16 protein-coding genes are annotated in these 20,928 nt (G+C 63.6%); 3 read left to right on the top strand and 13 right to left on the bottom strand.

Annotated elements, in window-relative coordinates:
* Positions 1-29 precede the first annotated feature (29 nt).
* The 4 genes from BMZ79_RS21870 to BMZ79_RS21855 form a co-directional block, all read right to left on the bottom strand.
* Entirely contained in the window at positions 30-1,319 is a 1,290-nt protein-coding gene (locus BMZ79_RS21870) for a DUF5050 domain-containing protein (RefSeq protein ID WP_090643852.1), read from the bottom strand.
* Positions 1,320-1,518: 199 nt separating this feature from the next.
* Positions 1,519-2,193, bottom strand: coding sequence for a TerC family protein (locus BMZ79_RS21865; RefSeq protein ID WP_090643849.1), 675 nt, complete (start codon positions 2,191-2,193; stop codon positions 1,519-1,521).
* 88 nt (positions 2,194-2,281) lie between these two features.
* Positions 2,282-4,135: an ABC transporter ATP-binding protein gene (locus BMZ79_RS21860; protein ID WP_371263770.1), complete on the bottom strand. Its 1,854-nt coding sequence runs from the start codon at positions 4,133-4,135 to the stop codon at positions 2,282-2,284.
* The gene (locus BMZ79_RS21855; RefSeq protein WP_090643846.1) at positions 4,128-5,876 is read right to left on the bottom strand and encodes an ABC transporter ATP-binding protein; all 1,749 of its coding nucleotides are present in this window, start codon (positions 5,874-5,876) and stop codon (positions 4,128-4,130) included. Before BMZ79_RS21855 ends, BMZ79_RS21860 begins: the two co-directional genes overlap by 8 nt.
* A 771-nt stretch (positions 5,877-6,647) precedes the next feature.
* Between BMZ79_RS21855 and BMZ79_RS21850 the strand changes: the two genes are divergently transcribed.
* On the top strand, positions 6,648-7,802 hold the full coding sequence (locus tag BMZ79_RS21850; RefSeq protein ID WP_090643844.1) for a ParB/RepB/Spo0J family partition protein: 1,155 nt from the start codon (positions 6,648-6,650) through the stop codon (positions 7,800-7,802).
* Positions 7,803-8,006: 204 nt separating this feature from the next.
* On the top strand, positions 8,007-8,834 hold the full coding sequence (locus BMZ79_RS21845) for a sugar phosphate isomerase/epimerase family protein (RefSeq protein WP_090643841.1): 828 nt from the start codon (positions 8,007-8,009) through the stop codon (positions 8,832-8,834).
* Positions 8,835-8,983: 149 nt separating this feature from the next.
* Here BMZ79_RS21845 and BMZ79_RS21840 read toward each other — a convergent pair whose 3' ends face one another.
* Entirely contained in the window at positions 8,984-9,979 is a 996-nt protein-coding gene (locus tag BMZ79_RS21840; protein WP_218154752.1) for an oxidoreductase, read from the bottom strand.
* 7 nt (positions 9,980-9,986) lie between these two features.
* The gene (locus BMZ79_RS21835; RefSeq protein ID WP_090643836.1) at positions 9,987-10,379 is read right to left on the bottom strand and encodes a MerR family transcriptional regulator; all 393 of its coding nucleotides are present in this window, start codon (positions 10,377-10,379) and stop codon (positions 9,987-9,989) included.
* A 279-nt stretch (positions 10,380-10,658) separates the two neighbouring features.
* On the opposite strand from BMZ79_RS21835, the gene BMZ79_RS21830 reads away from it, so the two are divergent.
* A complete protein-coding gene (locus tag BMZ79_RS21830) occupies positions 10,659-11,084 on the top strand; it encodes a GNAT family N-acetyltransferase (RefSeq protein ID WP_090643834.1) in 426 nt (141 codons plus the stop codon).
* A 69-nt stretch (positions 11,085-11,153) separates the two neighbouring features.
* Here BMZ79_RS21830 and BMZ79_RS21825 read toward each other — a convergent pair whose 3' ends face one another.
* The 7 genes from BMZ79_RS21825 to BMZ79_RS21790 form a co-directional block, all read right to left on the bottom strand.
* Positions 11,154-12,248, bottom strand: coding sequence for a glycoside hydrolase family 99-like domain-containing protein (locus BMZ79_RS21825; RefSeq protein ID WP_177222265.1), 1,095 nt, complete (start codon positions 12,246-12,248; stop codon positions 11,154-11,156).
* A gap of 672 nt (positions 12,249-12,920) precedes the next feature.
* Entirely contained in the window at positions 12,921-13,748 is an 828-nt protein-coding gene (locus BMZ79_RS21820) for a carbohydrate ABC transporter permease (protein WP_090643829.1), read from the bottom strand.
* Positions 13,748-14,626 carry a carbohydrate ABC transporter permease gene (locus tag BMZ79_RS21815; RefSeq protein WP_090643826.1) on the bottom strand — a complete coding sequence of 293 codons (879 nt, stop codon included), beginning with the start codon at positions 14,624-14,626 and terminating at the stop codon, positions 13,748-13,750. The genes BMZ79_RS21820 and BMZ79_RS21815 overlap by 1 nt, the downstream gene beginning before the upstream one ends.
* A gap of 120 nt (positions 14,627-14,746) precedes the next feature.
* Complete coding sequence (locus BMZ79_RS21810; RefSeq protein ID WP_177222264.1) at positions 14,747-16,183, bottom strand: ABC transporter substrate-binding protein; 1,437 nt, start codon at positions 16,181-16,183, stop codon at positions 14,747-14,749.
* A gap of 108 nt (positions 16,184-16,291) precedes the next feature.
* Positions 16,292-17,860 carry a response regulator transcription factor gene (locus BMZ79_RS21800; protein WP_090643819.1) on the bottom strand — a complete coding sequence of 523 codons (1,569 nt, stop codon included), beginning with the start codon at positions 17,858-17,860 and terminating at the stop codon, positions 16,292-16,294.
* A gap of 4 nt (positions 17,861-17,864) precedes the next feature.
* The gene (locus BMZ79_RS21795; protein WP_177222263.1) at positions 17,865-19,580 is read right to left on the bottom strand and encodes a cache domain-containing sensor histidine kinase; all 1,716 of its coding nucleotides are present in this window, start codon (positions 19,578-19,580) and stop codon (positions 17,865-17,867) included.
* Positions 19,581-19,878: 298 nt separating this feature from the next.
* A complete protein-coding gene (locus BMZ79_RS21790; protein WP_177222262.1) occupies positions 19,879-20,700 on the bottom strand; it encodes an AraC family transcriptional regulator in 822 nt (273 codons plus the stop codon).
* Positions 20,701-20,928: the final 228 nt, after the last annotated feature.

The raw sequence follows: 20,928 nt of genomic DNA, 5'->3' as shown, positions 1-20,928 counted from the left end.
CGGTGGTACGAAATTCTCTTCCCTGCCATCTAGCCGCAGGCCGGGTCGTTCGTCGGCCAGCCCTGCGGCCTGCACTTGGGCGGATACCGCTTTAAGGCAACGTTCCGGCTGCCGTCCAGCTTCACCCGGTAGTCATCGTCGTCTCCGAGCGAATAGACGAACCAGTCTCCGACAAGCTTCGTGCCGAACCAATGATCTTCCAAGCTCATGATCCGCTGCTTAAGCCCGGACCCGTCCGCCTTTTTGCGCTCCAGAACGCCGGTGCCTTCGACAGCGTCGTATTCGTAATAGATCCAGCCGTCCTTGGCCGTCACGAAATTCGCGCGAATGCCCGTCAGTTTGACGGGTTTCCCGCCGCCAAGCTTGACTCGATAGATCGGACCGGTATAGGATAAGCCGCCTTCCTCGTCGACGGCTTCCGTATTGTAGTACATCCACCCGCCGTCTACGATATAATGCGCGGTTCCCTTGCCGGCCAGCTTCGTTTTTTTGCCGTCCGCGCCGATCCGATAGACCGCATGGTCGGTCGAACGATAGAAAACGGTACCGTTAATCGCAAGCACGGGTCCGCTCTTGTCGCCGAATAACGCCTCGCAGCGAAGTCCGCCGGGCACGTTGCCGGCGTTCGAAGCTACCGAATCGGCGTAATCGCCGGCGATTTTCTTACGCCCCTTGCCATCGAGCCCGACCCGGTACAGATCGCCCCCGTAGCCGTCCTCATGCGTAAGCACGTAATACAAATATCCGTCGTGCACGGACATGGTATAGTAATCGAGCCGTCCGGCGTCCGCGAACAAGGTTTTGATTCCGCTGCCGTCCACGTTGCCGACATTCACGTTTTCTTGGGTGTACGGCTCGATTTCCTCGTCCCCGAACGAAACGCTCTCCTTGCCCGTTCCGTGCCAATAGACGACCGACGAACCCGATTTGAATAAAAACCGATCCTGAAAATCATGCTCGTACAACCGCTTCAACAGCGGCTGATCGTCCCTTACGTGCACGACGGCCATGTTTCGATTGTCGCGAAGCGAATACGAGCCCGGAGGAGTAAAATACAACAGCTTCTCCCCGTCGGCGGGCTCATCTTGGGTGCCGTCCGAATACCGTTTGCGCGTCATCCAATCTGAATCTTGGTAATAAATCCATCCCGATTCATCTACGCCCAGCAACTGATTCTCGTCGGCATCCGCCAACGTCTGCGCCATCGCGTCCTTTTGCGCCCCGGTCAGTCCGGCTTGCTGCGCGGTAGCGGCTCCTACTTGGCCCGTCAGCAGCGAAAGCGCGGCCGCGACGGCAATAAATCCCTTCCAAATCTTCATGCTCGCTCTCCCTCTAGCAGGCTATTTTTCCTAGTCCCGTTTAGTAGATTACCATAGACCGGATAATAGCGGAAAATAATCATGTCAGAGGGAGCGTGACATTCTGCGCCGTAACGTTTGCCGCCGCGCAAAAAAAGCGACCCGCCAAGCCCCCTTCCGGGAGCTTGCCGAATCGCCTTTCGCCCGCTTGACTCCGCGCCTACGCTTCCTGCACGTGCCGCGAACGCCCGCGGCGCTGCAGCACGTAGCCGATCGCGATGACGAGCAGGCCGCAGACGAACGGGAACACGTCGTCCGCCCAGCCGGCCACCTTGAGAATGAACGACGCCAGCGTCTCGTTCTCTTCCAGCATCTCGCCGGCGGTGTAGCCGAGGATGCCCGCGCCGAGATAGATGAAGATCGGAAACTTATGCAGCACCACCATGATCAGCTGGCTGCCCCATACGATGATGGGAATGCTGAGCGCGACGCCGATCGCCATGATCCAGATCTGATTGTTGGCGATGGACGCGATCGCGAGCACGTTGTCGAGGCTCATGATGAAGTCGGCGACGACGATCGTGCGCACCGCCTTCCACAGCGATTGCGCGCCTTCGATGTCTTTGCTTTCCCCGTCGTCCTTCAGCAGCGATACCGCCACCCAGAACAGCAGCAGCGCGCCCGCGACTTGAATGAACGGCAGCTTCAGCAGGTACACGGCCACCACGGTGAGCACGATCCGCAGTCCGACCGCGGCCAGCGCGCCCCACCAGACCGCCTTCTTGCGGTTGTCCGGCGGCAGGTTGCGGCTCGCGAGCGCGATGACGACGGCGTTGTCGCCGCTCAGCACGAGGTTGACGAGCAAAATTTCCAAGATCAGCAACAGAAAATCCATTTCACTGCCCCTAACCTATACCAGGATACGGTATTCTTCCCTCCATTATCGCACAGTTGAATCAGGATTGTCTAATGAGGCATCGCCGTCACGCTTGCTTGAGCGGCTTGGCGGCGCCGAGGCCCGGACGTTCGGAGCGGCCCTGCGAGTGCCGGTACAGCTCGTCGTAATAGCCCCCCGCCGCGAGCAGCTCGCGGTGCGTGCCCTCCTCGACGATCTCGCCTTGGCGCATGACGATGATCCGGTCCGCGTTCATGATCGTGGACAGCCGGTGCGCGATGACGAGCGTCGTCCGTCCTTCGGAGACGACCGCCAGCGCGCGCTGGATGAGCTGCTCCGAGTGCGAATCCAGGTTCGCCGTCGCCTCGTCGAGAATGAGGATGCGGGGCTTGAACACGATAATTCGGGCGAACGAGATGAGCTGCCGCTCGCCGGCGGACAGGCCGCTGCCCCGTTCCGACAGCAGCGTGTCGTAGCCGTCCTTCATGCCCCGGATGAGCGCGTCCGCGCCGACGAGCCGGCACGCCTCGATGACTTCCTCGCGCGAGATCGCGTCGTCGAAGAGCCGGACGTTGTCGACGATGCTGCCGGAGTACAGGTACGGCTCCTGCTGCACGAGGCCGATCAGCCGGTGCAGCGTCTCCTGCGGCATGTCGCGGACGTCCGCGCCGTCGATGGTCACGCTGCCCGCCTTCACGTCGTAGAAGCGGCAGAGAAGGCTGATCAGCGAGCTCTTCCCCGCGCCGGTCGTCCCGACGATGCCGATCATTTCGCCCGGGCGCACGTGCAGGTCGAGGTGATGCAGGACGGGGATGCCGTCCGTGTAGCCGAATTTCACGCCGTTGAAGTCGATTTGCCCCTTCACGTTGGCGACGTCGAGCTTCGCGTCCGGCCGATCCTGAATCTCGGGCACCGTATCGAAGATCGACCAGATCCGGTTCATCGACACCGAGGCGGACAGAAGCGTGTTCCACTGCTGCGTGATCGTATTGATCGGCTGGAAAAACTGCCGGATGTACGTAATGAACGCGAACAGCACGCCGAACGGGATCGACTCCCCGAGCACCGCGTTGCCGCCGACCCACGTGACGAACGCCACGGACAGGTTGCCGAGCATGTCGAAGGAGCGGTTGAACAGCACGTTGGTCCGGATCTCGCGCAGGTTGGAGCGGAAGTACGTCTGGTTGCGCTCCGAGAACTGCCGCTGCTGCTCCTTCTCCTGGTGGAACACCTGGATGATGTGCATCCCCGCGAGGTTCTCCGCCACGAAGGCGACGAGCCGGGACAGGTTCGTCCGCGCCATCTGGTACGTCGTGCGCATGTAAGTGCGGAACGAAATCGCCATCACGGCGATGATCGGCAGCAGAATCAGACAGTACAGCGTAAGGTGCACGTCGAGCCGGAACATGAGCACGATGATGAACACCAGCGTCAAGCCGTCGCGGAGCACGCTCAGCAGCACCTGGCTGAAGAACTGGTTGATCGTCTCCGTGTCGCTCGAGACGTGCGTGATGAGACTGCCGCTCGGCACGCGGTCGAAGTACGACATCGACTGCCGCGTGATGTGGCGGAACAGATTTTTGCGGATGGCCGCGACGATGCTTTGTCCCGCATGCTGAAGCAGATTGTTCTGCAGGTACGTGAACAGGAAGCCGCCGACCGAGAGCAGCAGGTACACGCCCGCGATCAGGAACAGCATGTTCGCGTTCGCGTCGCCTTTCGTAAGATGGTCGTCGATCGCGATCTTCACGAGATACGGCTGCAGCAGATCCGCGGCGATCGCCAGGATAATGCAGCCGAATACGGCCAGAAACGTCGTCAGATGCGGCCTCGCGTATTGGAACAGACCCTTGTACGCGGAGCTGTTCGACTTCGGCGGCTGCGGCAGCGAAGGATCGCCCGCGCCGCCGTCCGCCTTGATTTTCTCCCTCGTCTTAGCCAACGCTGTTCCCCTCCTCCTGTATCGCGTGCAGCATCGCGTAGATGCCCTTCTGCGCGAGCAGCGTCTCGTGCGTGCCCCGCTGCACGATGCGCCCTTCGTCCATGACGATGATCTCGTCGGCGTGCTTGAGCGCGCTGATCCGGTGGGCGATCAGAATCGTCGTCTTGCCCCGGCGCTCCTTGCGGATCGTCTCGATGATGGCCGTCTCCGTCACGGCGTCGACGGCGCTGACGCTGTCGTCGAGGATCAGGACCGGCGCGTTCATGAGCATGCCGCGCGCGAGCGCGGTCCGCTGGCGCTGGCCGCCCGAGAGCGTGACGCCCCGTTCGCCGAGCTTCGTCTCGAAGCCGTCCGGGAACGTCATGATGCTGTCGTGGATCTTCGCCTGCTCCGCCGCCTTCTGCACGAGCGACAGCTCGGAGCTGCGGCGGAAGAACGCGATGTTGTCGCGGATCGTCGTGCTGAACAGGAAGCCGTCCTGCGGCACGTAGCCGATGCCGCCGCGCAGGCTCTCGAGCGTCAGCTCGTTCAGCGGCGTACCGCCGATGTTGATCGTGCCGGAAGGCGTGTCGAAGACGCGGAGCATCAGCTTGACGAGCGTCGTCTTGCCGCTGCCCGTCTTGCCGATGATGCCGAGCGTCTTGCCCGGAGGCACCGTCAGCGTGATGTCCTTCAGCGCTTCCTTGGACGCGCCGGGGTACGCGAACGTCAGATGGTTGACCGTAAGCGGCGCGTGGGCCCAGTCCACGTCGACCGCCGCTTCGTGCTGGACGATCTCCGGTTCGCGGTTCATCAGATCGTTCACCCGTTCGAGCGACGCCCGCGAGCGCTGGATCGTGTTGATGACGTTGCCGATCGCCTGCAGCGGGTTGACCATCATGCGCACGTAGAGCGTCAGGGCGACGAAGTTGCCGAGCGTGATCCGGCCCGTCAGCGTCAAGTAGCCGCCGAACGCGAGCGTGATGATCAGCGACAGCGCGCCGAGGAACGGAATGAGCGCCTGGAAGAAGGAGGAGACGCGCACGAGCTTCAGCTGATTGTCCTTGATCACGTCGACCGTCCGGCCGAACCGGCCGTTCATGATGTCTTCGACGGCGAATTTCTTCGTGACCCGGATGCCGCCGAACTGCTCCTCCGCGGACTCCGTCATTTTGCCGAGCGATTCCTGCACTTTGTGCGAGCGCGCCCGGATGACCGGCCCGAGCTTCACCACGATCCACGGAATGGCGATCAGCGGCGAGACGCTGACGAGAATGAGATAGAGCGGGATGTTGCTGACGATCATCATGACGATGGCCGCGACGATCAGCATCGCGGCGTTCGCCGTCTGGTTGACGCCCATCGAGATCGATTCGCGCACCGTCGTCACGTCGTTCATGACGTAGCTGAGCAGCTTGCCGACGCCGTTCTTGGAATAGAATTGCTCGCCAAGCTTCGTGAAATGCTTGAACAGCTTCTTGCGGGCGTATTGCTCGAAGAGCCGTCCGACGTACATGATATGGAACTGCCCGATGCCGCCCAGAATCCCGTAGGCGAGGCCGATGACCAGCAGCGTCAGGCTCGCGTCCATGACGGCCGTTTGCGTCAGCCCCTGCTGCTCCAGCTGGTCGGTGAACTTGCCGAGCACCTTGGGATAATACGACTGAAACAGGTTGGCCGCCAGCGTGAACGACACGCCGGAAGCGTAGATGTACCACTTGGAACGAATAAACGAAATCAATAGTCCGCGCCTCTTTGCCATAGTGCAGTTCCTCCCCCATAACCGATTCGTGGCCTTGCCGTGCGTGCTTTTCGTCCGAATTCACTTCTCCGGCTTCCCCGAAGCCGGAATCGCGCGCCGAAAAAGCCTCCCGCAAACGGATAAGCTTGCAGGAGGCGATGGACGCTTGCCGCCGGCCTGCCGCCTGCGACTCAGGCGGAACTCCGGACGACGGTATGCGGTTGTGCGTTCGCGCTGCGGGCCGATCGCGCGCCGCCGAACGGGGCGCGTTCCCGATGCGCCGCTTCCGTTGCCCGGCTTCGCGCAGCGTCCGCTCGTCCGCCGGCCGATGCCGGGACGATGCCCGAAAGGCCGCGCCCGTCCGCGGTCGTTTCCCGCCCCGCGCGCTGTCGGCCGCAGGATGCGCAAACAAGCCCGGACGCCTGACGCCCCGTGCCGATTGCCGGTTGTGCCTTGCGTGCCGCGCCGATTGCCGGTCGTGCCTTGCCGATTGCCGTTCGAGCCTCGATGTCCTGCCTCAAGCCGAGCACCTCTTCTCCCCAGACTGGCGACGCGTCGACGTGTTAAAGCGAACTGCCCGCGGAGCGCAAGCCCAACCGCCGTCCTAGCTGAATTTGGAAAATATTTGGTACCTGTAAACCGCCAAGTAGTATCGTATCACATCGCGCCGCAGAACCCAATTGCGACGTAAGCGGTTACGGGGCCATTTTCACAAGCAAGCACGTGTTATATAATACGGAGGACTGATTTGCGCCGAATTTCACGACCTTCTGCAAGGATAGGAGTGCAACCATGGATATTATCGAAATCGAAATGGGATTGATCGACGAGGATACGGACCAGCCGCGCTACCAGTTCGACCAAGAAGCGCTGGAGGAGCTCATGCGGAGCATCGAAGAGCTCGGCCTGCTTTCCCCCATCAAGGTGCGGTCGACGCCGGACGGACGGTACAAGATCATCTACGGCAACCGCCGGTACAAAGCGTGCAAGATGCTGAACAAAGCCACGATTCCGTGCATCGTCTCGACGGCGACGGACGAGATGGACATTTACTTGGAACAGATCGCGGAGAACCTGACCCGCGAAGGCTTCTCGCCCATCGAGGAAGCCGAAGCGTTCCACAAGCTGATGAACGACTCGAAGTTCAACAGCTCCCTGAAGTTTCTCGCGAGCAAGCTCGGCAAGCCGGAGGCCTACATCAAGAACAAATGCGAGCTGCTCAAGTTCGGCAACGCCGTCCGCAAGCTGATCGTCGCCGGCACGCAGATCCGCAAGGACAAGCTGACCGAGGACCAGGTGCTCCCGCTCAAGGATCTGCCGCTCGAGCACCGAGACCCGCTCGCGCTCCTCGCGGCGAGAGACGAGCTGCCGGTCGGCGACGTGAAGAAAATCGCGAAGCTGTTCAAGGACAAGGAGATCTCCGGCGGCACGAAGGACAAGCTCTTGTACAAGTCCGGCTACGAGCTGCTGCAGACGTGGTCGACCGTGCAGCAGAACAAGAAGGAGCGCGAGCGCGCCGCCGAGCTGAAGGCGGAGCAGGCGGAACGCGCCGCCGCGGCGAAGGCCGAGAAGGCGCGCCAGGCGGCGGCCGAGGCCGCGCAGGCGCGCCGGGCCGCGGAAGCGCCCGCGGCCGGGGCCGGCACGAGCGCGGGCGGCATGGCGGCGCTCGCGGAGGCCGCCGCGGCGGCCGGGCTCGGCGAAGCCGCCGCGGCGCCGGCGGGCGCGGCGCCGCTCGCGGGCGAGCTGCGTCGGCTGCTCTCCGCGCTCGGGGACGCGCGGCCGCTGCCGGCGGAAGCGCTGGGCGCCTACGCCGCGGCGGACGCCGGCCCGGATCACGCCGGCTTCGCCGCCGGCGTGGACGCGCTCGTGCGCGGCCTCGAGCAGCAGCTCGCGCAGTGGCGCGAGGTCAAGGCGATCGCCGACGCCAAGGCGGGCGCGGCGGACTGAGCCGCGGACCCGGCGGCGGCGGACGACCGCGGCGCAAGCGTTCTTGCACAGGATCACCCACATCGAAGAGACCGCGGGCGCCACGCGCAGCCGGTCTCTTGCTGCGTCTATAATCCGCTGCCGTTTTTTGCTACAATAGGCCTTGTCTCGCCTTGCCGAATGTTCCGTACCATCCATCCACCATTCATGGGAGCGTGAACGACAATGAGTTATTTATCGCTGAGCACCTGGAGCCTGCACCGCAATCTCGGACCGCTGCGCTGGACGCAGTGGGATGCGGAGGCCGGCAAGCATATGTTCGTCGAAAACCCGCAGCCGGAGCTGATGAAGCTCGTCGACCTGCCGGCGCATCTGGCCAAGGAAGGCTTCGGCGCGGTCGAAATCGGGCATTTCCACTTCCCGTCCACGGATGACGGCTACCTGGCCGAGCTTCGCGCCGCGGTCGAGCGCGCGGGCATCTCGCTCGATACCATCCTGCTCGACTACGGCGACGTCTCCAGCGCCGACGAGGTTCGCCGGCAGGCGGACGTCGCGTACGCGCGCGAATGGATCGACGTCGCCGCGAAAGCCGGCGCGAAGAACATCCGCGTCGTCGCCGGCGAAAGCGAGCCGGGCGACAAGGCCGCGCTGGCCCGATCCATCGCCTCGCTCAAGGAGCTGCACGCCTACGGCCAAAGCCGGAACGTCCGCGTCATCACGGAGAACTTCAAACCGCTCGCCTCGACGTCCGACAACGTCCTCGCCATCATCGGCGCGTTCGAAGGCGGGCTGAACGTCATCGACGACTTCGGCAATTTCAAGGGCGAAACCAAATACGAGCAGCTCGCCGCGATTCTGCCGCATGCCGTCTCGATCCACGCGAAGGCGCACTACGACGAGAACGGCCTGCCGGACACGGAGGAATACGTCCGCTGCCTCGAGCTGCTGAAGACGGGCGGCTACGACGGCGCCGTCTCGCTCATCTACGACGGGCCGGGCGACATGTGGGAAGGCCTGAGCCGCATCCGCCGCATCGTGGAACCGTACCTGTAAGCCATCGCGGACGCTTCGCGAGGTTTTCCCGCTTGCCGCATGCCGTGCTATCGACATATCCGAAACATGCACAAAGAACACGCCGGCTTCCCGGCGTGTTCTTTGTTGTATAACCGCGTTACGCGTTAATCATAAAGACAGATTATAGCTTACCGAAACGTCACGCCCGTCAGCTTCTCGCTCAGCGTCCACAGCTTGCGGGCCGCTTCGGGATCAATCGCCCACTGCGCCACGCCCGCGCCGAACGCGTCCGAACCCGGCTCCGCGACGACGGCGATGTCGGCATCCTCGCAGTAGACGCCGCCGCGGCCTTCGAGCTGCGGGTTGGCGGCGCACCAGACGCTCGTCGCGGCGCCCTGCGCCACGGTTTTGAACCGGCTTGGGTCGCTCGCCACCCGGTTGCCGTGCTCGTCGAGCGCGCCCATGCCCCGCATCTCGTCGTCGGACAGATGCCGGGACAGATCGGTGACGATCGTGCCCGGGTGCACGGAGAACGCCCGTACGCCGTGCGCGAAGCCGATCCGGTCCAGCTCGACCGCGAACAGCGCGTTCGCGGACTTCGATTGGCCGTACGCCATCCACTTGTCGTATTCGCGGTGCTCGTAGTTCGGATCCTCCAGGTCTACGCCCGCGAAGCGCAGCGCCCGCGATGATACGGACACGACGCGCGCGTCGCCGGATTGCTTCAGCGCCGGCCACAATCTCGCCGCCAGCTGAAAATGCCCCAGATGGTTGACGGCGAACTGCGATTCGTACCCGCGGGCGTCCCGCGTAAGCGGCGTCGCCATGATGCCGGCGCTGTTCACGAGGATGTCGAGCGGCCGGCCCGAGGCGAGGAACCGCGCCGCGAACGCATCGATCGACGCGGGATCCGCCAGGTCGAGCGTCTCCAGCTCGATGCGCTGTAAGCCGGCCACCGCCGCGGCGGCTTTCTCCGGCGTCCGCGCGGGCACGACGACCGTCGCGCCGGCTTCCGCCAGCACGCGGGCGGTTTCGAGGCCGAGGCCGGAGTAGCCGCCGGTGACGATGGCGGTTTTGCCGGTCAGGTCGCGGCCGCCGAGCGCCTCGGCCGCGGTCGTTTGCGGGCCGAAGCCGGACGGGATCGGCGCTTGGGGCGTTGGCACGTAGTTATCGGTAGGTGGCATGGATGCGTCACTCCTTATTCGTGATGGGGTACGTCAAATGAATCAGCTGCGCGTAATTGTCCAGCTTGTACTGCATCATGCCGAGCGACTCGCGCAGCTCCTCCATTTGCCGTTCGATATGTTGCTTGTGCTCGGCGAGCACGAGGTAGCAGTCTTCGTAGCGGCCTTCGTTGTAATAACGGATGTACCGTTCAATGTCCTTGAGCGGCATTTGCGTCCGTTTCAGATGCGTGACGAACATGTAGCGGCGCAGATCCGACTCCGAGTAGAAACGATGCCCGTTGTCTTTGCGCTTCGCCGGCGGCAGCAGGCCGATCCGCTCGTAATAGCGGATGACGTCGATGCTGAGGCCCGTCAAGCTCGAAATGTCCGCGATGGCGTATTGCTTGTTCTTCTCCATCCCCTATCCTCCTCTGCTCGGGCGTCCCCGTAACGGACCTGCCGCGAGTATCGTAATACCTAAACCATGGTTAAGGTCAAGCGACCAATAATTAGCTTCTTTTAGCATAACCCGTTCTCGCCGAAAAGGACGCGTTCCCATCGCGGAAACGCGCCCTTCCGCGATACGGTTGCGGCCAACAAAAAACGTCCAAGAGCCCGCGGTCTGCACGGTCTTGGGGATCTAGGCTTATCGCCCGCGGCCGCGGTATCCTTTTGCTGCAAAGGCAGGGAGAGAGCCATGAACATCCGGGAAGGGGAAAAGGTCCGGCTGCAGGCGATCGTGCCGGAGGATAGAGCGGCGTTTCACGCGAACGATCAGGATACGGAAGGCGCGCGGCTGTCCGACGCCGTCGGCGGCTGCTTGAATTCGCACGGCTGCGACCCGCGGAACGGGACCTTCCAGTACGGCATCGCCATCTTCCGCCCGCAATGGCGGAAGGGCTGCGCGCATGAAGCCGCGCGCCTGCTGCTGCGGTATTATTTTCGCGAACTGCGCTACGAGAAGGCGGCCGCGCACGTGCATGCGTTCAACGAAAGCTCCGCGAAGCTGCAGGAGAAGCTCGGCTTCCGGCGCGAAGGCCCCCTGCGGAGCGCCTTATTCACGAACTGCCATCGGCACGACGAGCATCTCTATGGGCTGCTGAAGGACGAATTCGTGTTTTGACGGGGATGCGGCTGCGAACGCCGAAAAGGACAGCGCGAGCTGTCCTTTTTCGTTTCCGAGGCTAGGGCTTCAAGCGCCGAACACGTCCCAGATCGCCTCCAAATACTTCAGGCCGTGCACCGTATCCGGCTCCAGATACCCGCCCTCCGTCCACTCGTTCCAGGCGTACACCGTGAACAGCTTCGGATCGAGGCCGGACGCGCGGTCGAGGTAATCCTTCATCTCGCGAAGCATGCGCGCGAACGCCTCCGGCGTATTGCCGGTCAAAATCGGCGTGTACGGGTAATCGCCGCGGACATGCGGCCGATCTTGCGCGCAGCGCGGACCCGGGTCCCAGCCCATCGTCGCGTTCGGAAAATACGGCACCTCGTACGCGTCGCGGAACGCGGGCCATAACGCCGCGGCCGCCGCCGCGCAGTCCGCGTACGGCGCATCGGGGAACGCCTCCGGCTCCGCATGGTGGATCCAGACGTACGACGTAACGCTGTCGATGCCGAGCATGCGGATCAGCGCGTTCGCGTCCGGCCCGATGATCGCGCGGTGCCGCTCGTTCAACCCCCACTCCACCAGGTTCAGGTGCAGCTCCCCGCAGCCCGCCTCGCGCGTCTTGGCGCGGAACGAAGCCAGCGCGTCGCGCGCCGCCTCGACGCCGCCGAGTCCGTTGATCAGCGTATGGCACTCGTAGATGGAGAAATAGAGCTTGCCGTCGAGCTTCAGAAAGTTCGGTTCGTTGAAGTAGCGGATGATCAAATAATCCGCCATCGCGTCGAACCGCTCGCGCGACACCTCGTTATGATTCGCCCACATGATGCCGAAGCGCAGCCGGTCGCGGTTGCCCGCCTGCAGGAAGCCGTCCTCGAGCGCGCGGTGCAGGAACGGCCCTTCGCCCCCGCCCATATCCCAGTACCAGTCGTAAATGAACGACGTCACCCCGTGATCGGCGGCCGCCGCGATCTGCTTTTCCGACACCGCGGGATCCGACTCGTCCAGCTCGCCCCAGAGCGGCACCTTCGGCTGCTCGTGCCCGGGGAACAACGGCTTCGCCGCCCGCAGCGTCGGCCACTCCGTCCAGCCTTCGCCGCGCAGCGCCTCGTTCTTGGCATCGGGATGCCATTGCGGAAAATAGTACACCGCGACCTCATACGGATGATTCGATGCAGCCATCGTCTCAGCTCGCCTCCTGATTTCGTGAAATGGGCCAGGCCGGTTCTGCCTGTTTCGCGGCCATGTGCGGTACGGGGTACCGCTCTTTGGCCGCTTCGGCCGGTTTGGCGGCCATGTGCGGTACGTGGTACCGCTCTTTGGCCGGTTCGGCCCGGTCCGGCGGCCATGTGCGGTATGTGGTACCGCTCTTGGGCCGGTTCGGCTGGATTGCGGCCATGTGCGGTACGTGGTACCGCTCTTTGGCCCAGCGCAAGCGCAGGCATGCCGAACGAGAGCGACTTTGGTGCGAAGCACCACGGGAGCGCTCGTCGGCATTGACGGCTCTGAAGCAAGCGGCCCCCTATAGCGCGAAGCGCGGCCACTTCAGGCGCGGTCCCCGTCAGGCCAGAGCGCGAAGCGCGACCATCCGAGCGCTGCGCCGCCGCGATCCAGAGCGCGAAGCGCGCTACAAGGCGCCACAGGCGCCGCTCGGCGAAGACCAAGCGCAAGCGCAGGCATGCCGAACGAGAGCGACTTTGGTGCGAAGCACCACGGGAGCGCTCGTCGGCATTGACGGCTCTGAAGCGCAGCGGCCCCGCCCCGAGAGCGCGAAGCGCGGCCGCCTGAGCGGTGCACCGCCGCGTTTCGGAGCGCGAAGCGCGACCGCCTCAGGCGCAGCGGCTTCGCCAAGCCTCAGCCTTTCACCGCCCCCGCCGTCAGCCCGCGCAGCATGTACTTCTGCGTGAACGCGAAGAGCACGATGAGCGGCAGCACCGCCAGCACGCTGACCGCGAACACGGGGCCGTAGTTAACGGACTGCTTGTTGAACATGAACTGCACGATCTGCGGCATGAGCGTCATTTTCTCCGGCTGGTTGAGGAAAATGAGCGGCGTCAGGAAGTCGTTCCAGATGCCGTACACGTTGGTCACGATGAACGTGCCCGTCGCCGGCAGCAGCAGCGGGAAAATGATCCGCGCGAACAGCCGCAGCGGCCCGCAGCCGTCGAGACTGGCCGACTCCTCGAGCTCGCGCGGGATCGCCTTCGTGAAGGCCGCGTACAGGAACGACGCGAACGGGATGAAGCCGGCCGTGTAGATGAGCACGAGCAGAATACGCGTGTTCATGAGATGGATTTTGACCGCCAGGGTAAACAGCGGGATGAGCGAGCCGACCGTCGGGATGACCATGCCGCTCAGGAAGAACAGGTACGCGTAGCGGAACAGCCGCTCCTGCCGGCGGGACAGGACGTAGCCCGCCATGGAGGCGACGAGGATGGCGAGGCCGAGCGCGCCGACCGTCACGAGCACCGTGTTGAGCAGCCCGCGGAAGAAGTCCATGTCCTGCAGCGCCTTGCGATAGTAGTCCAGATACAGGCCGTGCGGCAGCGCGAAGGGCTGGAAGAAATACCGCGGCGCCTTGAAGCTCGACTCCACGAGGAAGAAGATCGGGAACAGGAACGCCAGCGCGATCAGGATCATCAGCGCCTCCAGCGCGACGGACGGACGTTTGTTCAGGCCCATCAGAGCTCGACCTCCCTTCGGCGGGTGATGGCGAGCTGGACGACGGTGACGATGATGATGAAGATCGCGAGCAGAATGCCGGCGGCGGTCGCGTAGCCGTAGTTCTGCGCCTTGAACGCGGCGTTGTAGACGGCCAGAAACAGCGTGTACGAGGACGTGCCCGGGCCGCCGTTCGTGAGCAGGTACGGCAGGTCGAACAGCCGCAGCGCGCCGACGATCGTCAGGAACAGCACGATGGTAACCGACGGCATCAGCATCGGGAACGTGACGTGGCGGAACAGCGCGAAGCCCTTCGCGCCTTCGATATCCGCCGCTTCGTAGATGTCGGGCGGAATCGACTGCAGGCCGGCCAGGTAGATCAGCGCGCAGTAGCCGATGCCCTGCCATTGCGTCAGGAGGATGATCGTCGGAAACGACGTGTACACGGTGCCGAGCCAGTCCTGCAGATGGGCTTCGCCGATGATCGGCTTCAGCAGGCCGTTCAGGAAGCCGTCGTACTTCAGCAGCTCGCCCCAGATGATGGACGTGACGACGAGGCTGACGATGATCGGCAAGTAGAAGGACGTGCGCAGAAACGCCCGCGTCCGGAATTTGCGATTGAGCAAGAGGGCGAGCAGCAGCGCCAGCGGATTTTGCACGACGAGGCCGAAGACGACCATCTTGAGCGTGTTTTTCATGCCGTCGAGCATCTGCTGGTCCGAGAAAATGTACCTGTAATTGTCGAAGCCGATAAACGCCGGCGCCTTCAGGCCGTTCCACTGCGTGAACGAATAATAGATGCTCTGCAGGAACGGATAGTAGAAGAACAGGCCGAAAATCGCCAGCGCCGGCAGCAGAAACAAGCAGGCGATCCAATATTGCTTGCGTTCCAGTCTCATCGCGATTCACCTACTCTTCGTAGACGGGATATAACGCGTTCAGCCGCGGAAAGCGCGGCTGAACGGTTCGTTCGTGCGGGTCCGTTGAGGGGGGCGGGGTCGCAGGCGGACGCCGAAGCGTTACTCCGCCGGCAGCACGACCGTCGCTTTGTCTTTTTCGAGGCTCGTTTGCGCCGCCTTCAAGTCGCCCGCGTTGAACTTGACGCCGGAGACGACCTTCGTCAGCTCGTCGAGCAGGTTCGTGATCGAGCTGGCCGGCAGGTAGCTGACGAACTGCGACGTCAGCACCGTGCTGGCGTCGACGGCCGCCTGGACCTCGTTCATCGCCGGATCGCTGTAGGTCACCGTGACGTCCGTGAAGGAGGTCAGCGCGCCGTCGCCGGCCATGAACGGACTGATGATGTCCGCCGTCGTGATCAGGTTGACGAGATCCTTGGATTCCTGCATGAGCTCGGTCTTGGCGTTGATGCCGAGCGCCTCGTTGCTGCCGAGCGTCATCGCCACTTTGCCGCTGTCGCTCGCGAGCGGGAAGAAGCCGATGTCGAACGTGTCGAAGCCGCCCTTCGCGATGTTGTCGGCGTTCGCGCCCGGCATCCACGGGCCTTGGACGATCATGGCCGCTTCGCCGGAAGCGAACATTTGACCCGATTGCGGCCAGTCGATGCTGATCGCGTTTTTGTTGAAATAGCCGTTGGCTTTCATTTGCTCGAAGTTGTGGTAGACCTTCTGGATCGTCGGATCCTCGGCGATCTTCGTCTTGCCGTCGTAGACGTCCTTGCCGAGCGTCGGATTGTCGAGCCCGTACGAGTTCAGCCAGTTCGAGAAGAACATCTGCGCCGTCCATTGGTCCTTGAAGCCGAGCGTGATCGGCGTCTTGCCGGACGCTTTGATTTTGTCCGCCGCGTCGAACAGCTCCTGCGCGGTTTTCGGCGGCGTCAGGCTGAGGTCGGCGAACAGCTGCTTGTTGTACCAGACGCCGCCGCCGATCGACAGGCCCATCGGCACGCCGTACGTCTTGCCGCCTGCATGCGTCTGCGCGTCCTTCTGGGCCCCGTCGTTCAGGCGGGATACCCACGGCTCGCCGGAGAGATCCGCCAGGTTGCCCGACGTCGCGAAGTCGACGCCTTGGTAGAACGCGACGTCCGGCGCGGACCCGGAAGCGAACTGCGCTTTCAATTTATCGAAGTACGTGGCGCCGAGGACGACGTCCCATTGGATTTTGGCCTTCGGATACAGCTTGGCGTACGCCGCTTCGACGTCTTGCTTGAACTGCACCATGTACGGGCGTTCGTCGAGGAACCAGGCGCCGACGCGGATCGTGAACGCCTTGTCGCTCTTCGCCCCGCCGGCCGCTCCATCGTTCGCCGCCGCGCCGCCGCCGTCCGCGGCTGCTCCGTTGTCCGCCGCCGCCCCGTTGTCCGCCGCCGCCCCGTTGTTCGCCGCCGCGCCGTTATTCGCCGATCCCGCATTGTCCCCGCCGTTGTTCGAGCCGCACGCGGACAGCACCGTCGTCAGCAGCAGCGCGCCGGCCAAGGCCGACCATCCTTTTCGTTGCATGCACCAACACCCTCTTTTCGTCTCCGGTATCCCTTGCCTCTCCAGTGTAGCGCGTTGCTAGAACCGAAAGGATAGCTGCATTTTACAGTTTCTGTGCTGCGTTTGCCGTCAGTCGTCCGCCTGCGCCGAGCCGCCCCTCGCGCTCGCCCGGTACGCGCTCGGGGAGACGCCGACCTTCTTCTTGAACATGAAGCTGAAGTGCGCGGTGTCCTTGAAGCCCACGGCGTACGCGACCTCGTACGTCTTCAGGTCCTCGCGCAGCAGCTTGTTCTTGGCCGCCTCGATCCGGAAATCCCAGAGCAAATCGGTGAAATTGGTGCCCGTCTCCTTCTTGATGAGCCGGCTGAGGTAGGAATAGTTGACGTTCAGCTTCTGGGCCACGCTTTGCAGCGTCAGCTCCTCCATGTACTGCTCCCGGATCAGCTGGCGCACGTCGGAGATGACCTTGAGCGGCGAATCCGCGAGCCCCGCGCGCATGATCTCCTGGTAGGCCAGCAGCTGCTTCTCCAGCTCCTTCATGATGTCCGTAAGCAGCACGGCCCGAAGCAGCTTCTCGCGGATGCGGACGGAATCGCCGTGCGACGGTTTTAGCCCGACGTCCGCGAGCGCCGCCTCCGCCTTCTCCACGAAGCCGAGGGCGTAGTGCTGCACGTCCTTCTTGCTCGCGCCGACGGCGAGCATGCTGCGGTACGATTCCTTCAGCAGCGCCCGCACGGCCTCCGCGCCGCCGCCGCGCAGCGCGTCCGCGATGAGGCCGAGCGCGGCGCCGGTCTCCTTCTCTTTCTCGTTCAGGAACGATTCCATCGCGTCGTAGGCGATGACGGAGTTTTTGCCGAGCAGCATGCGGTACTCCATGCACCGCTTCACTTGGCGCAGCGCCTCGGGCAGGCGGCAGAAGGACGGGAACGCCCGGCTGATGCCGACGGACAGCGACAGGCCGCGGTCCGTGCCGTTGCCTTCGGCGACGCCCTTCGCGAACGCGAGCAGCGCCTCGCGCCCGCCGGCCGAGCCGTCCGCCGGGACGAACAGGTACGTGCCGCTGGCGGACGAGGACGTCCGGCCCCGCAGCCCGGCCGCCTCGGCGGCCTGTTCCAGCTGCCCCCGCAGATGCGCCGCCGCGAACGGAAAATGCTCCCCGTCCGCGTCGCGCGGCGCGTCCAGCTCCGCGTACAGCAGCTGGAAGCCGCCGTCCCGCAGCCCCTGCTCCGCCAGCCACAAGCGCTTGTCCGCGTCGCCGTCCTGCTCGTCCGCCATGCGCTCGAAGAAGCGGTCATGCTCCTGCCAGACCGCAAGCCGCGGCTCGTGGGCGCGCAGCGAAGCGACCGTGCGGATCAGCTCCTCCGGCAGGAACGGCTTGGTCAGAAAATCCGCCACGCCGAGCTTGACCGCCTTCCGCGCATAGTCGAATTCGTGATAGGCCGTCAAGAAAATCACCGGAATCTCGGGATGCCGCCGGCGCAGCTCTTCCGCGAACGCGATGCCGTCCAGGACCGGCATGCGGATGTCCGTGACGACGACGTCGGGCAGCGAGCGCGGGCCGTTCGCCCGCAGCCGGTCGAGCGCCTCCTGCCCGTTCGCCGCCGTCCAGGCCACCTCGCACCCGATGTCCGCCCAGCCGGGCAGCGAAGCCAAGAAATCCACGATGTCGCGTTCGTCGTCGATGATCATGATGCGCATGCGGTCAGCCTCCCTCGTTGTCCTGCAAAATCTGAATCGGCATGACGACCCGCGTCACCGTGTCGTCCGCGTGGCGCAGCAGGCTGACGCCGTAGGTATTGCCGTAATGCAGCCGCAGCCGGGCGTTCGCGTTCTCGAGCCCGGAGCCAAGCCCCTTCGAGCGCCGCAGGGCGAGATTGCCCGACGCCCCGTCGTCCTCCCCCGGCCGCGAGCTGTTCGCGATCTCGATCACGAGCTCGTACTGCTCCTCCTTGACCGTCACCGCGATCGTCCCGCCTTCCGGCAGCCGGTCGATGCCGTGCACGACCGCGTTCTCCACGAGCGGCTGCAGCAGCAGCTTCGGAATCGCGATTTTGCGGAACAGGTCGGGTAGGTCGATCGCGTAGGTCAGCCGGTCGCCGTACCGGAACCGGTGGATCTCCAAATATTTGCGGACGAATTCCATCTCCGTGCCGAGCTCGACGAAGGCGTTGCCCGGCGTGATCGAGAAGCGGAAAATGCCGGACAAATGGTGGATCATCTGCGGGATATGCTTCGCCTTCTCCGGCGAATGGGACATGATGCTGATGTATTCCATCGTGTTGTAGAGGAAATGCGGGTTGATGTACATGCGGATCGCCTTCAGCTCGGCTTCGCGGAGGAGGAGCTCGTTCTTGTAGTTCGTCTCGATGAGGTGGCTCGTCCGGGCGACGAGGCTGTTGAAGCCGTTGCAGAGCATCGCGATTTCGTCCTTCGTCGCGATGCCGGTGATGAGCTGGTATTCCTCCCGCTCCGCCGCGCGCATGAGACGCGTCAGCCGCTGGATCGGAATCGTGATTCGCCGGAGGATGACGTAAGTCACGATCGTGATCGCGAGCCAGGCGGCCAGCGTGATGCCGGCGATGAACAGCGCCTGCTGCTTGACGAGCCCGCCGGTGCCGGGGCTGGCGATCAGGACGTATTGGAATTCGGAATAGCGGGATTTCTGGCGGATGACGATGCCCTTGACCGGCTCGCGGATGTCGAGCAGGTGCCCGACCCGGCCGAGGTCCGAGGCGCTCATGATCTGGTTGTCGGCGTTCGCGATGAAGAACTTCCCCGGCGCGAAGCCGGCGAAGAGCGGCCGCAGCAAGGCGGTGTCGAGCGTCACGACGAGCCGCCCCGTCTCGGATTCGGGCGACGGCCGTTCGCCTTCGGCGAAGATTTTGACGACGCAGGCGATGCGCCGGTCGTCGCTGAAGAACGCCCACTCGGGCAGGCGGTCGAATTCGAACGGCATTTTCCAATAGGCGTCGGGATAAAGCAAGCGCTTTCGCGAATCGGTGCTGTACAGCTGGCCGGCGGCGTCCAGCACGTAGATGCCGCTGACGAACTCGCCGATCTTCAGTTTGGCGGAGGTCAGCTCGGATTGGAGCAGCTCGTCGACGGAAGCGTAGCCAGCATCATCCCGCTGCCCGCGGCTCGCGGCGCGGAGCAGCGACTGGAGGAGCAGGTTTTCGCCGATCGGGGTCATCTGGCTCTTCACGGCGTACAGCACTTCGTCGAACTTGTCGGCGGCGCCGGACAGCTCGCGCTGCGCTTCTTCGGCGGCTTTCTTCTCGATGACGAGGCTGGAGCGGATGTAGAACGTCGCGCTGACGATGAGGAGCGGAACGAGCGTCAGGAGCGAATAGATGATGAGCATCTTGTAAAACAGCCTGGAGCGGATGGGGTCCAGCACGCGCGCGGTCAGCCATCTCATGGAGAAAGCCCCCTGTTCGGTTAACGGGCGGATCGGCGGGTGGCGTGAAGAGGACTTCGGATCCCGACGGCATCCGATCCGATTGAAGTTGATTCCATTATGCATGAACGCAATGGATATACAAGAGAAATTCGAGGGGTCAAACCATATATCGGTAGGGGTTACAGCATTGCCCATATAATAGAAACCCAGCGGCGACGGCCATGTAGGCGACCGCACCACCCTCTTGCCTCCAAACCGCACCCGGCCGCGGCCATGTAGGCGACCGCACCACCCTCATGCCCGCCCCGCCTCTCCCTCAGCGATGACCGGCCTGCAGCCGGAAGCCCGTCGGGGTCATGCCCGTCTTCTGCTTGAACAAGTTGGAGAAATAATGCGGGTCGGCATACCCGAGCCGAAACGCGATTTCGCTGACGCTCAGACTCGTGTCCTGGAGCAGCATCTCGGCGTGCCCGATCCGGCGCGACAGCAGGTAGCCGTATACGGTGAAGCCCGTTTCCCGCTTGAACACGCGGTTCAGCTGCTTGTAGGACATCGCCATGTGCCGGCTGAAGCGCTCCGAATCGAACGGCTCGGCCAGCTGGTCGAGATACTGCTTGATCCCCTGCGCCTGGTCGGACAGCATCTGGTTGCGGCTCTTCAACAGCCGCGAGAGGGCGATCAGGATTTCCGTCAGCACGAGCACGACGCCTTCCTGAACCTGCTCCATGCCGCCGCGCTGACCCCGCCGGACCAGGCGGAACGCCTTGCGGAACAAGCCTTCGAGCGGCGCGTCCGGCACGAGCGATTTTTCCTTCAATTGGTACGCGGCGAGCAGGTCGTCGCTGTTGCCCGCGATATTGAACCACAGGTACGTCCAGTACCCGTCCTGGTCGGGCAGCGCCGTCACTTCGTGGTAGCTCCCCTTGCGCAACAGGAACACGTCGCCTTCCTTCGGCCGATGCTCGACGGAATCGACGCGGATCGTCCCCTCCCCGCGAAGCACGTACGCGAGCACCGTGATGTCGGCGCGGCTGCGGACGTTGCGGTAGTTGGAATGGCAGTAGTTGGTGCCGATCAGCGGCACGGAGACGCCGACGTCCCAATCCGAAGGAATGGTGTACACTTCGCCATGCTTCATGTCCGTAACCCTCACTTTCCTCGATTCCATTCTCGATGTCCGCATTATAGCACATGTCCTTCACCCTCACCTTTTGTTCCGTATCCCGCATGTCGCGCGGCGGCGCGCGGAGGTAAAATGAAGTTACGCGCGAGAAAGCGGCTAAGCCGCGTTCGAACGATCGCAGCAGCGCCAGCACTGGCGAAGCAAGACACTCGCATGCTAAAACGGTCAACCATGGCGCCGGGC

It is taken from the genome of Paenibacillus sp. UNC496MF (assembly GCF_900113915.1).
GTDB lineage: Bacteria > Bacillota > Bacilli > Paenibacillales > Paenibacillaceae > Paenibacillus_Z > Paenibacillus_Z artemisiicola.
This window is presented reverse-complemented; position numbering and strand designations above follow the sequence as displayed.